The sequence below is a fragment of the Carboxylicivirga mesophila genome, from assembly GCF_018271975.1.
GTDB lineage: Bacteria > Bacteroidota > Bacteroidia > Bacteroidales > Marinilabiliaceae > Carboxylicivirga > Carboxylicivirga mesophila.
Window position 1 is genome coordinate 66,095 of record NZ_JAGUCN010000024.1, and the last position, 14,263, is coordinate 80,357.

10 protein-coding genes are annotated in these 14,263 nt (G+C 44.8%); 9 read left to right on the forward strand and 1 reads right to left on the reverse strand.

Features of this window, described 5'->3' with window-relative positions; translation table 11 throughout:
- Nucleotides 1-4: 4 nt before the first annotated feature.
- The 8 genes from KEM09_RS17860 to KEM09_RS17895 all read left to right on the forward strand — a co-directional run bounded on the left by KEM09_RS17860 (nt 5) and on the right by KEM09_RS17895 (nt 12,185).
- Complete coding sequence (locus KEM09_RS17860; protein ID WP_212230367.1) at nt 5-943, forward strand: ROK family protein; 939 nt, start codon at nt 5-7, stop codon at nt 941-943.
- 3 nt (nt 944-946) lie between these two features.
- The gene (locus tag KEM09_RS17865; protein ID WP_212230369.1) at nt 947-2,122 is read left to right on the forward strand and encodes an MFS transporter; all 1,176 of its coding nucleotides are present in this window, start codon (nt 947-949) and stop codon (nt 2,120-2,122) included.
- A 21-nt stretch (nt 2,123-2,143) separates the two neighbouring features.
- On the forward strand, nt 2,144-4,510 hold the full coding sequence (locus tag KEM09_RS17870; RefSeq protein ID WP_212230371.1) for a GH92 family glycosyl hydrolase: 2,367 nt from the start codon (nt 2,144-2,146) through the stop codon (nt 4,508-4,510).
- Nucleotides 4,500-5,792, forward strand: coding sequence for a GH36-type glycosyl hydrolase domain-containing protein (locus KEM09_RS17875; protein WP_212230373.1), 1,293 nt, complete (start codon nt 4,500-4,502; stop codon nt 5,790-5,792). Before KEM09_RS17870 ends, KEM09_RS17875 begins: the two co-directional genes overlap by 11 nt.
- Nucleotides 5,792-7,555: a class I mannose-6-phosphate isomerase gene (locus tag KEM09_RS17880; protein WP_212230375.1), complete on the forward strand. Its 1,764-nt coding sequence runs from the start codon at nt 5,792-5,794 to the stop codon at nt 7,553-7,555. The genes KEM09_RS17875 and KEM09_RS17880 overlap by 1 nt, the downstream gene beginning before the upstream one ends.
- A gap of 20 nt (nt 7,556-7,575) precedes the next feature.
- Complete coding sequence (locus KEM09_RS17885; RefSeq protein ID WP_212230377.1) at nt 7,576-10,677, forward strand: GH92 family glycosyl hydrolase; 3,102 nt, start codon at nt 7,576-7,578, stop codon at nt 10,675-10,677.
- Nucleotides 10,678-10,898: 221 nt separating this feature from the next.
- The gene (locus tag KEM09_RS17890) at nt 10,899-11,546 is read left to right on the forward strand and encodes a hypothetical protein (protein WP_212230379.1); all 648 of its coding nucleotides are present in this window, start codon (nt 10,899-10,901) and stop codon (nt 11,544-11,546) included.
- 3 nt (nt 11,547-11,549) lie between these two features.
- Nucleotides 11,550-12,185, forward strand: coding sequence for a hypothetical protein (locus KEM09_RS17895; RefSeq protein WP_212230381.1), 636 nt, complete (start codon nt 11,550-11,552; stop codon nt 12,183-12,185).
- A gap of 462 nt (nt 12,186-12,647) precedes the next feature.
- Here KEM09_RS17895 and KEM09_RS17900 read toward each other — a convergent pair whose 3' ends face one another.
- Nucleotides 12,648-13,154 (reverse strand): ribosomal eL19 family protein, encoded by a 507-nt coding sequence (locus KEM09_RS17900; RefSeq protein WP_212230383.1) that lies wholly within the window; start codon nt 13,152-13,154, stop codon nt 12,648-12,650.
- Nucleotides 13,155-13,298: 144 nt separating this feature from the next.
- Between KEM09_RS17900 and KEM09_RS17905 the strand changes: the two genes are divergently transcribed.
- Nucleotides 13,299-14,018 carry a DUF6261 family protein gene (locus KEM09_RS17905; RefSeq protein ID WP_212230384.1) on the forward strand — a complete coding sequence of 240 codons (720 nt, stop codon included), beginning with the start codon at nt 13,299-13,301 and terminating at the stop codon, nt 14,016-14,018.
- Nucleotides 14,019-14,263: the final 245 nt, after the last annotated feature.

A 14,263-nucleotide genomic window follows, 5' to 3' on the forward strand; every position in this document is an offset into this window, starting at 1 on the left:
CGATATGCAAACTAAAAGATATGCCATAGGCGTTGATGTTGGCGGCAGCCATATCAGTTGTAAGGTATTTGATATTAATGAGAACATACTCTTAAATCAAAAAGAAAGGCACCTGACCATCGATAATATGGGTAGCAAGGAGGCCATTCTGGATACTTTTGAAGCTTTGATTAAGCCTGCGCTTGAACAGTTAGAAGGTACTGAGTTGGCTGGTGTTGGCTTGGCAATGCCTGGTCCGTTCGATTATGTGAAGGGCATTGGCTTGTTCTCAGGTGAAAACGCGAAATACGTGAATCTGAATAATGTTGACCTGAAAGAAGCCTTAAGTCAAAGGCTCAATATTCGTCCTGATAGCATTCGTTTTGTCAATGATGCCACGGCTTTTGCCATTGGCGAATTCTTTAGTGGTAATTTAAAGGGCAGCCATAATTCATTGGCAATTACATTGGGGACCGGCTTTGGCTCTGCCTTTCTTCAAAATGGTATTCCTGTAATTAACGACGAGCGTGTGCCCGAAGGCGGCTGCCTGTGGTATTTACCTTTCGAAAATGGCATCGCCGATGATTATTTCTCCACTCGTGGTTTGGTTGAAAGGTATGAAGCTCATTCGAACAAGCGGGTGTCTGGTGTGAAAAATATTGCTGAATTATACAACGATGACCTTGCTGCCGAAAGAGTATTTACTGATTTTGGTAAGCAGCTGGCGGCATTTCTGTCTCCATGGCTCGAAAGCTTTCAGGTGGATAGATTACTCATCGGTGGGAATATCTCCAAAGCCTTCTCTCTATTTAATGAGAAATTAAACGATGAGTTAACAGCTCAGGGTCTCAAAGTTGATGTGGTTCAGTCGCAGTTGCTTGAGGATGCTGCATTCATTGGAGCAGGTGCCTTGCTGAATGATGAGTTCTATAGCTCGATTAGTGAACAGCTCAAATACATGTAAATCATGACAAATACAAAAATCACTAAATCGAAGGCCGTTTGGCCGGTGTTATTCTCATTTTTTGTGGTCAGTTTTGTTGACCTGGTGGGTACCGGTGTAGATGAGTTAAAGCAAAGTGCCGATACGCCTGATTATCTGTTGCAGCTTATTCCCTTGGTGGCATTTATCTGGTTCTTTCTTATTTCTGTTCCGGCCGGTATTTGGCAGGCTCGATATGGCAAAAAGCGGGTGTTGAATATAGCCATCCTCATAACAGTTTTGGGATTATTTGTTCCGCTGGTGGGTAATACACTGCCGGTGATACTGGTTTCATTCGCATTAATGGGCATTGGTAATACCATTATGCAGGTGGCTGCCAATCCCTTATTGATGAGTGTAGTACCCGCTGAAAAAGGCTCTGGTTACCTGAGTCTGTCACAGTTTATCAAGTCTCTTGGTTCAATGGTGGGGCCGTATGTGGCTGCTGTAGTAGGGCCATTGGTAGCCAGCGCTATTGGTTTTGAAGGCGAAGGAACCTGGCGGTTTGGCTTGTACCTATTTGGTATTGTGGCTTTACTTGCCTGGTTGTGGTTGAGCCTAACGCCTATAGCGGAGGAAAAGAATGCAGATTCGCAGGTGACCATAGGCTCTTGCCTAAAGCTGTTGGGTAATCGTTACATCGCATTGATGGTATTGGGCATTTTTGCCGTAGTGGGAATTGATGTGGCCATCAACTCTAATATTGGAACATTTCTGCAGCTTAAGATAGGTGTTAGTGAAGAGGCCGCCAAATATGGCAAATCAGTTTACTTTTTTGCCAAGATGCTGGGTACACTGGTAGGTGGTATTTTACTGATGAAAGGCAATGCCAACACATTCCTGAAATGGTCCACCTTATTGGCATTGGTATTTGTATTTGCACTCACTTTTGTGCAGCATAGCATTGCAGCCTGGATTCTTGTTGGGCTCATCAGTCTGGGTGTTTCCAATATTTTCCCCTTAATCTATTCCATTACAGTAGGTAATTATCCCGACAGATCCGATGAGATATCCGGTCTGATGATGATGGCTATCTCGGGGGGCGCCATTTTTCCGCTATTGGTAGGCCTGGCTATGCAATCACACCTGAACGGTGGCTTATGGATCATATTCGGGCTACTGGTGTTTATTCTGTTGCTTACACGCGTTAAAAAATCATAGGACAAAATGAATCACAAAAAGATGTATCTACACATATGTTCAAACATATCAACAAGTATTAGGCGATTCGTCACAGCCGGCTTATTGGCAACGGCTCTGTTTGCCTGTAACAAACCGGAAAAGTCGGCTTATGACTATGTCAATCCGAATATTGGAACGGCTCATAGTCGCTGGTTTTTCTATACGCCGGCAGCACAGCCTTTCGGGATGGCCAAGCCTGCACCATCAACCAACGGACATTACGGTAATAAATGGGGTTGGGAAGCTGTGGGCTACGACGACAGGCATACCTCTATTGAGAGCTTTGTTAATGTGCATGAATTCCAGGTGGGAGGCATTGCCATGATGCCTACTGTTGGTCCGCTGCTGACTCAGCCAGGTTTGCTGGAGGAGCCGGATGCCGGCTATCGCTCACGTTTTACAAAAGAAAATGAAGTGGCACAGCCTGGCTATTACAGTGTAGTGCTGGATGATTATGGCATCAAAGCCGAACTGACATCCACTAAGCGGGTGGCCGTTCATCGCTATACATTCCCGCAGAGTGAGCAAGCTCATATTTTATTTGATATTGGGCGCAGACAAGGGGAAAGTGGGAAAGTAGTGGATGCCATGGTGCGAAAAGCGGGTACCAACATCATTGAAGGATGGGTGAGAACAGAGCCTGAGTATGTGAAGAAATACCAAAGCGGCGCTTTCATCGATATTTATTTCTCGGCAGAGCTTGACCGGGCAATTGATGAGTTTGGAATGTTCAGAGGTGATACCGTTTATGCAGGTGCTGATCTAATGAGTGGTGAAGGTGCGGGGGCTTATGTAACATTTAAAACCGAAGCAAACGAACAGGTGGAAATGCAGGTAGGCTTATCTTACACATCCATTGACAATGCCCGCCTTAATCGCACAAGTGAAGGCTTAAGTTTTGATAATGCCAAAGCGGCAGCCACAGAACAATGGTCCAATGAACTTACTAAAATAAAGGTCTCGGGCGGCACGGAGGCTGATAAGACTAAGTTCTACACGGGCTTATACCATGCTATACTGGGGAGAGGCTTAGCCAGTGATGTGAATGGGGCTTATCCGAAGAATAATGGTTCAGTTGGGCAAATTCCTTTGAATGCAGCCGGTGAGCCTGAATATAATTTCTATAACACCGATGCTATATGGGGCGCTTTCTGGAACCTGACACAGCTTTGGGCATTGTCCTGGCCTGAGTACTATAACGACTATGTGCAGTCGCACTTGCTGGTATATAAGGATACTGGCTGGTTGGGCGACGGCCTGGCTAACAGCCGCTACGTATCGGGGGTGGGTACCAACTTTGTTGGGCTTATCATTGCAGCAGCCTATAATTGTGGCATTCGTAATTACGATGTTGAACTGGCACTTGAGGCTGCTCTTAAAAATGAACTGGAATGGAAAAACCGACCCATGGGAGCGGGCAAGCTCGATGTGGAACAGTTTGTGAAGAACGGTTACATAGCGCATACCGACGATTGGGGTGATATACCCGAAGCGACTGCTTTTTGTGCCTCTCACATGCTGGAGTATTCATTCAGCGCGCATGCCGTGGCACAGATGGCCAGGTCACTGGGACAGCAAAAAGAATACGAACAATTGAGAGAGCTGTCAACAGCCTGGGAATATATTTTTAACGAAGAGAGTGGTTTTATTCATCCCAGGGACAGTGTGGGCAATTTTATCTCCGATTTTAAACCATTTCAAGCCTGGAGAGGATTCCAGGAAGGCAACTCGTGGCAGTACAGTTTTTATATACCACATCACATCAACCAATTGGTAGATAAGATGGGGGAAGCTGAGTTTGTGGAACGACTGGATACGCTTTTCCTCTCGTCGCGCGCCGATAACTTTGGCGGAGGTACCGAGATTGATGCCTTTGCGGGCGTGGAAACCATTTATAATCATGGTAACCAGCCCAGCCTGCATATCTCATGGCTGTACAATTTTACTGGTCAGCCAGAGAAAACACAGTACTGGACAAGAACCATCTGCGATGAGTTTTATGGTACTAATCCTATTCATGGCTATGGCTACGGTCAGGATGAAGACCAGGGACAGCTGGGTGCCTGGTACGTGATGGCATCCATTGGTTTGTTCGACGTAGCCGGCCTAAGCAATGAAGTGCCAACCATGCAGATTGGCAGTCCGGCTTTTGATGAGGTATGCATCAGCCTCAATCCGGATTATTACTCAGGGAAACAAATCGTGATTAAATCAAAAAATAACACACCAGACAATAAGTTGCTGCAGTCGGCAAAGCTTAATGGTAAGGAGCTTGATAAGTACGAAGTAACATTTAAAGACCTGGTGAACGGTGCGACTATTGAATTAGAAAAAACAACAAAAACGTTATACGACAATGAGAAGTAGACTAATGATTGGCCTCATGGCCATTGCTTTAATGGGATGTGGAAGAGCTCCAAAGGTGAGCGAAGAGTTAAAGACATCTATTCAGACCAATGAGAGTTTCAAGTTTGTTAAAACCAAAGCTCTGGAAGTGGTTAAAACAGGTTTTAATGCCGGCGATGGTTACGGTGAGGTATGGATTCGCGATTACAATACCTTTATCGAACTGTCGGCCGAAGTGTATCCTTACGATGAGTTGAAGGAAAACCTGCGTGTCTTCTTCCGTTTACAAGGTGACGATGGTAATATCCTTGATGGCTTTATTCCACAAAGTAAGGCGGTACAATCCGAAGGGGGCTACACGTATTATTACAATGAGCTGGAACCAACCTATTGTGGTCATAAAAACGATGTGGAGACCGACCATGAGACATCACTGGTGCAGGCCGTTTACAGGTATGTTACAAAAACAGGCGATACAGCTTTCTTAAAAGAGAAGATTGGTGATAAAACAGTTGCTGAGCGCATGGAGTGGTCAATGGAGTTCTTGTTAAATCATCGCTGGAGCAATGAGTATGGTCTGATTTGGGGTGCTACCACTGCCGACTGGGGCGATGTGCAGCAAAGTCATCCATGGGGTGTTTTCATCGATGAGGATACCAAGTTTAGCCTCGATATCTATGACAACGCCATGTTCATCATTGCTTTGAATAATATGATGGAGATAGTGCCTGAGTCAAAAGCTAAATGGGAACCCATTCGCGATGGATTGGCCCAAAATACCATGCTTCACCTGTGGGATACTGAGAATGACAAGTTCATCCCACACGTGTACCTGGATGGTTCGCCATTCCCGGCCGATTTTAACGAGAACGAGATTTATTACCATGGTGGTACGGCCGTTGCCATAGAGGCCGGTTTACTGACCAATGAGCAAATTAAACTATCACTGGATAAGATGATTGCCAATGTAAAAGCATCAGGGGCGGGGTCTATTGGTTTAACCATGTACCCACCATATCCCGAAGGTTTCTTTGAGAACAAGGGCATGTATCCTTATGGCTACCAGAATGGTGGTGACTGGACCTGGTTTGGGGCACGTATGATACAGCAGCTGATTAACTACGGTTTTTACCAGGAAGCCTATGAGCAGCTGTTACCAATGACTGAGCGTGTGGTGAAGAACGATGGTTTCTTCGAGTGGTACACCGTGAATAACGAACCTACCGGTTCAGGTACCTTCCGTGGTTCGGCTGGTGTGCTGTATAAGGCAATTGAAATGTTGGAACAGGTTATTGAAGAGTAATGAGCAAGATAAGGGAAACAAAACAGTTTTTATTGCCTTTGCAGAAGGCAGATGTAACTAAAGGGAATTATGATCTTTATCCAACCGCCAGGTTGGATAAAGGTGCTATTCAGTCAGGCAGCAATGCATTGGCTGAGTGCATGGCCAATGAGAAAGTGATTATCATTGATGGCTATGTTGGTGTATTTTTTAAGGAAATTGTAAAGGAGCTGGAAGAAGCACTTCACCAGAAAGGTAAAGTGGTTAACAGCATTTCAATGCATGAAGTCTTAAAGCCAGCTGATGAGATTGATGCTATGATCGCTCCTTTCCTGGGTGGTGACGACCCCATTTTCGGCAAGCGCACCAGTTTGCAGTTAAAAGACTTTTATCAGGAGGAAAAGCTGACGAATATGCCGCTGGATGCCAGTGCGGATATCAATATTGTTTATGGACCGGGTGCTACTTTGTCAGGTGTCAAAGGCTTACTGGTGTATGTCGATCTGCCTAAGAATGAACTGCAGTTCAGGGCGCGTGCTAAATCGGTATGTAACCTGGGTGCTGAAGAGCCGGCAGCTGGTAAGGCGATGTACAAGCGCTTTTATTTTGTTGATTGGGTGGTGCTTAATAGTCACAAGGCTGAGTTGCTGCCTGCTATTGATATAGTGATTGACGGGCAACAAACCGAAGAGCTGGTATGGATGAGTGGCGATAAGCTACGCCAGGGCCTACACCAGATGGCACAGAATGTATTTCGTGTGCGTCCGTGGTTTGAGCCGGGGGCCTGGGGCGGTCAGTGGATCAAAGACAAAATCAAGCAGCTTAATCCGGATGTGATTAACTACGCCTGGTCCTTTGAACTGATTGTACCGGAGAATGGTCTGCTGTTCGAAAGCGATGGCCTGATGCTGGAGGTGTCTTTTGATTCTATCATGTTTCAGGAGTATAAGGCCGTGATGGGACAGCATGCCGAGCAGTTTAAGTATGAGTTTCCTATTCGATTCGATTTTCTGGACACCTTCGATGGAGGCAACCTATCCATTCAATGCCACCCGCAGGTTGATTATATACAGAAACACTTTGGCGAAACCATTACACAGGAAGAGACCTATTACATACTGGATGCCGGTAAGGATGCGAAGTGCTACCTGGGCTTCCAGGAGTCTATCGATCCAAAAGGGTTTGAGGCCGATTTAAAGTACAGCTTCGATAATAAGGAGCCTATTGATATTACCAAACATGTACAGGTGCTCGACAGCCATAAGCACGATTTATTCCTCATTCCTCCGGGCACGATTCATGGCTCAGGAACCGAGAACCTGGTGCTCGAAATCAGTACCACGCCCTACATCTTCACCTTCAAAATGTATGACTGGTTGCGTGTGGATTTAGATGGCCAGCCCCGGCCAATTAATGTGGAGCGCGGTATGGAAAATCTGTGCTTCGACCGTAAAGGTGAGTATGTGAAGGAGAAGCTGGTTGCCAAGCCTGCTTTATTGGCCGAAGGTGATGACTGGCAGCACTACCACCTGGCAACGCATGAGAAGCATAGCTACGATGTGGAGCGTTATCACTTTAACTCAAGCATTGAGATTGATACTGAGAATAAGTGTAATGTATTGTCACTGGTGGAAGGTAGCAGCATTATTGTGGAAACAAAAAACGGCATGCGTCAACGCTTTAATTACGCCGAAACGTTTGTGATACCAGCTGCCGCCGGTGCATACAAAATCATCAACGAAGGGAGTGATGAGGCCAAGGTAGTGAAAGCCTACATGAAGTAAACTTTTTAAAAAGTGATATTATGAAGATATCCGTAATACTCTCGTTCCTGTGTTTATTGACTTTTAGCTCTAATGCGCAACATGTTGTGTGGCAAATTGGCGACGGCAATAAAACAGGAGCAGATTTTGCTTTGTATCCTGATGGGTATAACGATTACATAGCCAATGATTTTGGGTGGGAAGATACCTACTACCTGGTAGGTACATCTGATGCTAAAACCGATTGGCCTTACATTATGCCGGGTATCAGCGATACCTGGGGCGGCACCTGGGGCACCTCGGGCTGGCGCTCAAGTACACTCACGGTGTTGTTCGGGGTGGATAAGTTGCCTAAAAAAGGCCACTGGACACTGGTGGTTGATTTAATCGACTATAACGCCGAAGATTTGCCCTTATTTAAAGTGACCATTAATGGCAGGGAGTGGAAATACCAGCTACCTGCCAAAGCCACCAGCTCTATTGATGAGCTACCTGAAGCGGGAGCCGGCTATACCATTGATATACCTGTGCCACAAGAGCTGTTGCGCACAGGTGGTAATGAAATCAATATGACTACGCTGGAAGGCTCGTGGGTGAAATACGGGCAGATTCGTCTGGAAGGTTCTAAAGGGGTGAAGTTGCGCACCGACAAAGACATCCATTTGCGAGCGGTCAAGCCGGCTGCTTATGAGATGGCGCTGGATGGCAACAACTATCAGCCATTACTGGTGGATGTAGAACATCTCAACGACCTGCCTAAGCTGGAAGTGCTGGTGGATAACACACCCATCTTTCAGGAGGTGGTGGAGAAAGGACGCTATGTGTTTGAAGCGCCCATGCCGGCCGTCAGCCAGAAACAGGTTAGTACCTATTCCATCCGTGTAGATGGGCTGGAGGTTGAAACTGGCAAAGTGGTACGACAGCCTCATGCGCTTATTACACCGGCCGAATACGTGGATACAAAGGTAGGTACCGGCCACTCGCGCTGGATGATTGCCCCCGGGCCATGGATGCCCTTCAGCATGGTGAAGCTGAGTCCCGATAACCAGAATCCCTCATGGCAGGGAGGCTACGAGCCTAATTTTGAGTCCATCGGCTGCTTTAGTCATATACATGAATGGACACTGGCCGGCCTGGGCATGATGCCTGTTAACGGACCACTGCAGATTAAGGTGGGTGATGAGCGTGACCCCGACAGTGGCTATCGCTCACGCATTGATAAAACCACTGAAGAGGCGCCCATTGGTTATTATGGCGTTCAGTTGACCGATTATAATATCAAAGCGGAGCTAACCTCCACCACGCGTTGTGGGTTTCAGCGCTATACGTTTCCTGATAATGAGCAATCGCGGGTGCTGATTGATTTGCATATACCGGCTGAATACTGGTACCAGAACCTGGCGGTGGAATGGAAGCAGGTGAGCGACTACCGCATCGAGGGCTATAGCCATCAGCTCACTGAGAATACCTGGGCAGGTGGCATTGATCAGGAGTACATCATCTTCTTTGTGATTGAGTTTGACCAGCCCATAGCTAAGATGGGTGGCTGGATTAACGATGAAGTACTGGATGTTAACAGTATGAGCTATGAGCGTCCCGACGAGGCTGGTTGTTTTGTGGAGTTTGATACTAAAGGCAACAAGCAGGTGCAGGCACGCACCGGTATCTCGTATGTGAGTATTGCCAATGCAGCTGAAAACCTGCAGACTGAGATTGCTGAGCCTTTTGGATGGGATTTTGAAGCTGTACGCAACAACCATGTGCAGGAATGGAACAAGCTGCTGAGTCGCGTTACCATATCTACCTCCAACAGCATGGAGAAGATGCGCTTTTATAACAGTATGTATCGCTCGCTGTGCAGCCGTAACACCTACAGTGATGTGAACGGCCAGTGGCGCGATGCAGATGAGAATATCTGTCAGCTGGATGATCCTTCATCGCCTGCATTGGGGTGCGATGCCTTTTGGAACACCTTCTGGAACCTTAACCAGTTTTGGAACCTGGTGACGCCTGAGTGGAGCAACCGCTGGGTGAAATCGCAGCTGGCCATGTACGATGCCGGTGGCTGGCTGGCCAAAGGGCCGGCAGGGATGGAGTACATCCCGGTGATGGTGGCCGAACACGAGATACCCATGATTGTGGGGGCATATCAGATGGGCATACGCGATTATGATGTGGAGAAGGCCTATGAAGCCGTGAAGAAAATGCAAACCACACCGGGGCAGGAGGTAGGCGGTGGCTATGCCGGCAACCGCGATCTGGTGACTTACCTTGAGCATGGCTACGTGCCATACGATGAGGGGCGTTTCTCTAATTCGCTGGAGTATGCCTACGACGACTGGACGGTGTCGCAGCTGGCTAAGGCTTTGGGTAAAGAAGAAGATTACCAATATTTTTTAGAGCGTGGCTACAACTGGCGCAATGTGATTGATAAGGAGATGGGCTATGCCCGCATGCGCGATGCCAAAGGCAATTGGAAAGACGACTTTGATCCATATAAATCGGGTGCCAACCACCACTATGTGGAAGGTAATGCCTGGCAGCTGACCTATTTTGTGCCGCAGGATGTGCCCGCACTGGCCGAAATGATTGGTCAGGAGCGCTTTATTGAGCGCCTCGACTGGGGCTTTGAAGAAAGTGATAAAACACGATTCAATGGCATCAACGACCAGTATTGGGATTACCCGGTGGTGCAAGGTAACCAGCAGTCGATGCATTTTGCCTTCCTGTTTAACTGGGTAGGCCAGCCATGGCTGACACAAAAATGGAGCCGCGCCATTATGGATCGATACTATGGCTATGGCGTATCAAATGCCTACCTGGGCGACGAAGACCAGGGACAGATGAGTGCCTGGTTTGTGATGGCCGCCATGGGCTTGTTTCAGACAGATGGTGGTTGCAGCGTTGACCCGGTATACGAAATTGCCAGCCCCTTGTATGAGAAGGTGGTGATTGACCTGGGCGGCCGCTATGGGCGTGGCGATACCTTTACAATTGAGGCCAAAAATGCCTCGCGATTGAATAAGTACGTGCAGTCTGCTAAGCTGAACGGTGAAGTACTGAATGATTTTAAATTTCCGGCCGCAGAGCTGCTCAAAGGTGGCAAGCTCGAACTGGAAATGGGTCCTAAGCCCCTTAAGTAGTAATTATATATAAATGCAGAAGAGGGAGCTACGGCTCCCTTTTTTTGCTTACAAACCTGTCAGGATTTCAAATCCTGACAGGTTTACTTCTTATTTTCTTTTCGTCCCTTGTTAAACATAGCGAGACGCTAGGCCGAACGGAGAGTTATTTATGAGTGTTATGCATTTGTGTTTTGTAAAGGAAAAAGATAATATCTTTGAGCTATAAATTAAATGTAGATATGAAAACAGTTAAAATTCAAACAGCATTCTTTTTTAAAGAAGATTATAATAAAGCATTTGAAAGTTTCTCAATTATAGTTCAAGATGTATTTGGGCAGTCCGATAGAACAATATATAATCCAATAGATAATAGCGCTCCTAGTGATATACCAAGAGTTGAGGTACGCTATAAAGACTTTGTTATAAGCATAGCTAAGAATAGAATTGATATTTTAATGGAAAAGTTAGAGCAATTCAATGAATACATAGAAAGATTTAACTCAATTAATTTTTTATCACTTGGTGTTCAGATTAAACGAATTGGGCTAGTTAGAACATACTTTCTCGAAAAAGATATTTCAACTGCAAATAATTTACTTAATAGTGATTTTTCTGATTTAAAGCTTAAGGAGGTAAACCTTAGAATAAATATTGAATCAGAGGTGATGGCAAAAAAATGTAATGACATTGAAAAAGTAAATGTTGGTCAATTAGGCACTAAAGATAAAAATGGGAATGAATACATTGTAAATGGATATTTAATAGACAGGGATATCAATACTTCAGCTGATGAAGTATATGAAATCGGAAAGGGAGAAAGAGATGAGTTGTTGAAGAGTTTCCTTAAGAAAACTGAAGAGTATATATTAAAAGCTAAATTGGATTAAGTTATGGCTGATACAAATTCAACATCTTCTTCTTCTCACGATTCATCTTCGGCATACGTAGGGGGTAGTACTGCAAGTACACAGGTTAGTAATACTACTCTCACCTATTTAAATTCAATTAAAGTAGAGCAAAAAAGGCTCGAAGAGAGCATTAAGAAATCTAATGATGAGTTAGACCGTATAAAGGGAGAAATCAAAAGTCAAGCGTCAAAGAATATTGAAGTGATTGGTATTTTCTCTTCGGTTATTGCTTTATTAATTATCAATGTAAATATTGTTTTGTCAGCTACTGATATATTATCAGCTATCTTGTTGATTATTGGTTTAACTGCATCAATATCGGTCTTTGCTTTATTGATTCACCATTTTTTTAATACTAATGGTGTGAGTAAGCTTAATGAATATTTCTGGATTCCAGCTTTAGTTTTGTCTGCTTTGTTAGTAGTCGGTTTGTTAGCTGAATTAGGGGTCTATAACCCACCGCCACTAAGTAATAAAAGAAAACCTGAAAATAAAGAAAGTGTAATTATCAATAATAACCTGGAGGGACAAACAAGTAGCGTTGTTACTAAAGGTGGAGATACTTTGAAGGTTTACAATAATCATCAGTTTATTATTGTTGGAGATAGTATAAAATAAATTTTGACACCCCCGTTAAGCGTAGCGTCTCGCTACGTTTTATTCAGCAAGGCCTCCGGCCTAATTTTTATTTTACTGTTATTACGCTTAAGGTCAAAATTTCCACCTCCTGTGCTTATAACCTAAATATACAACTAATATAAGCTCAAAATATTTCCTCCACCTATTGAACTTTATATTTTACTACCGTAAATTGCTTATCGTTGTCTGCTAACTGTTGTCGGGAAGCAATAGTTAGCCAGATAAACACCAAAAACTAATAGGGATACAGTATTAATCAGGCTGTTGCAAGGTGCAATTGTCTGTTTAAACGATCTTTGACATACTGTAATCCCCCTTCTTAAGCCTTCAATTTTTATTTTCTATATGTTATTAAACCAGGCAGGTTTTAGTACGTGTCTGTCATTTCGCATTACATGAGTGTCTGTGCTATTGACCAGCTTCTATTGAAAGCTCTCGCAATTAGCAGGATGGATCGCCAGCCTCTGTCAAATGCTCCTGCAACTTGCTTAACAGTTCGCCAGCTTCTATGGGAGCTTCCTGCGACTTGCAGGGCTTATCGCCAGCTTCTATGGGAGCCTCCTGCGACTTGCAGGACTTATCGCCAGCTTCTATGGGAGTCTCCTGCAACTTGCAGGGCTTATCGCCAGCTTCTATGGGAGCCTCCTGCGACTTGCAGGACTTATCGCCAGCTTCTATGGGAGCCTCCTGCGACTTGCAGGGCTTATCGCCAGCTTCTATGGGAGCCTCCTGCGACTTGCAGGGCATATTGCCAGCTTCTATGGGAGTCTCCTGCGACTTGCAGGACTTATCGCCAGCTTCTATGGGAGTCTCCTGCAACTTGCAGGGCTTATCGCCAGCTTCTATGGGAGTCTCCTGCGACTTGCAGGGCTTATCGCCAGCTTCTATGGGAGCCTCCTGCGACTTGCAGGGCAGTTCGCCAGCTTCTTTGGAAGAGTCCTGCAACATGCAGAACAGTTCACTAATCCTTGACAATTGTATTTCGAATAGTTGCAGAAACTACTTCATCTGCCTGGTTTTAATCAAATGTCGGGCTATCAGCCTGATAAACGCATTTTGTAATTATTACTTATTAACTAAAAATCAAATACCATGCATAAAATTGCCTATTCCTTATTATCAAACAAGGTTCTTTATACATTCGCACGTGAAGTATTAGCAATAATTAAAACGGCCGGTATAGATGTAACTCCATTCAGCAGCTTTGTTGAGAAATCAGAAAGTAGCTTGCAAGAGTTCGATAAGGCACTAACACGTGATGATGTGAATCCGTTTACTATTAAGATTAATGATGCTGACAGGGAACGAGATCTTCGTTTTTTAGGCTTCAAAAACTATATTGAAGCGTGTGCTTATCGAAAAGAGCAAAGCAAACAACAGGCGGCTCATAACATAAAAGCAGTTATCGAGCGATATGGCAATGAGCTTTATCGTTTGTCATACCCGGAGCAAACGGCTGCTATGCAAAACCTGCTTACAGATCTTGGAAAGGAACCTCTCAAGTCGGATTGCGCAATAGTTGAAGCCACTGCCTGGCTGGATGAGCTAAATGCCGATCAAAGCCATTTTGAAAGCCTGGTGCAACAGCGCAATAGTCAGGATACAGGCAATAGCAAAACCCTGACTGAAACCCGAAAGCCATTAATTATAGCGCTTAAGAATTTATTAATGATGATTGAACTGCAGCAGCAGATTCAGGCATCGGATGCTTTAAATGCCCTGGTCAATCATTTGAATAACCTCATAGATTCAAGCATGACCAGCGCCCGTTTATCAAAGTCGCTGAGCGACCGGGCCAATATTGAAAGCTAGTTGAGAAGAAGGGGGATGACAGTATTTTAAAAAGATCAATCATTATAAAAACTAATCATTACAGACCGATTAAAAATGTAAAAAAACATTGAAACGCCTATATGATATGCAATCCCGCCGGGATTGTTATTAATAGGGTAGGCTTATTAGTTCTATAAATATTCAACTTCTCCGAAGTTGTTTTATTATCTCCAGCGGAGATAAATATTTGTAGATAAGTGCAATGTAAATAACCAATCAACCTC

Coding starts and splice junctions, on each gene's coding strand:
- KEM09_RS17900 (WP_212230383.1), bottom strand. CDS start 13,154: ATGTTGCAGGACTCTTCCAAAGAAGCTGGCGAACTGCCCTGCAAGTCG.
- KEM09_RS17905 (WP_212230384.1), top strand. CDS start 13,299: ATGCATAAAATTGCCTATTCCTTATTATCAAACAAGGTTCTTTATACA.
- KEM09_RS17875 (WP_212230373.1), top strand. CDS start 4,500: ATGAGAAGTAGACTAATGATTGGCCTCATGGCCATTGCTTTAATGGGA.
- KEM09_RS17890 (WP_212230379.1), top strand. CDS start 10,899: ATGAAAACAGTTAAAATTCAAACAGCATTCTTTTTTAAAGAAGATTAT.
- KEM09_RS17895 (WP_212230381.1), top strand. CDS start 11,550: ATGGCTGATACAAATTCAACATCTTCTTCTTCTCACGATTCATCTTCG.
- KEM09_RS17860 (WP_212230367.1), top strand. CDS start 5: ATGCAAACTAAAAGATATGCCATAGGCGTTGATGTTGGCGGCAGCCAT.
- KEM09_RS17865 (WP_212230369.1), top strand. CDS start 947: ATGACAAATACAAAAATCACTAAATCGAAGGCCGTTTGGCCGGTGTTA.
- KEM09_RS17870 (WP_212230371.1), top strand. CDS start 2,144: ATGTATCTACACATATGTTCAAACATATCAACAAGTATTAGGCGATTC.
- KEM09_RS17885 (WP_212230377.1), top strand. CDS start 7,576: ATGAAGATATCCGTAATACTCTCGTTCCTGTGTTTATTGACTTTTAGC.
- KEM09_RS17880 (WP_212230375.1), top strand. CDS start 5,792: ATGAGCAAGATAAGGGAAACAAAACAGTTTTTATTGCCTTTGCAGAAG.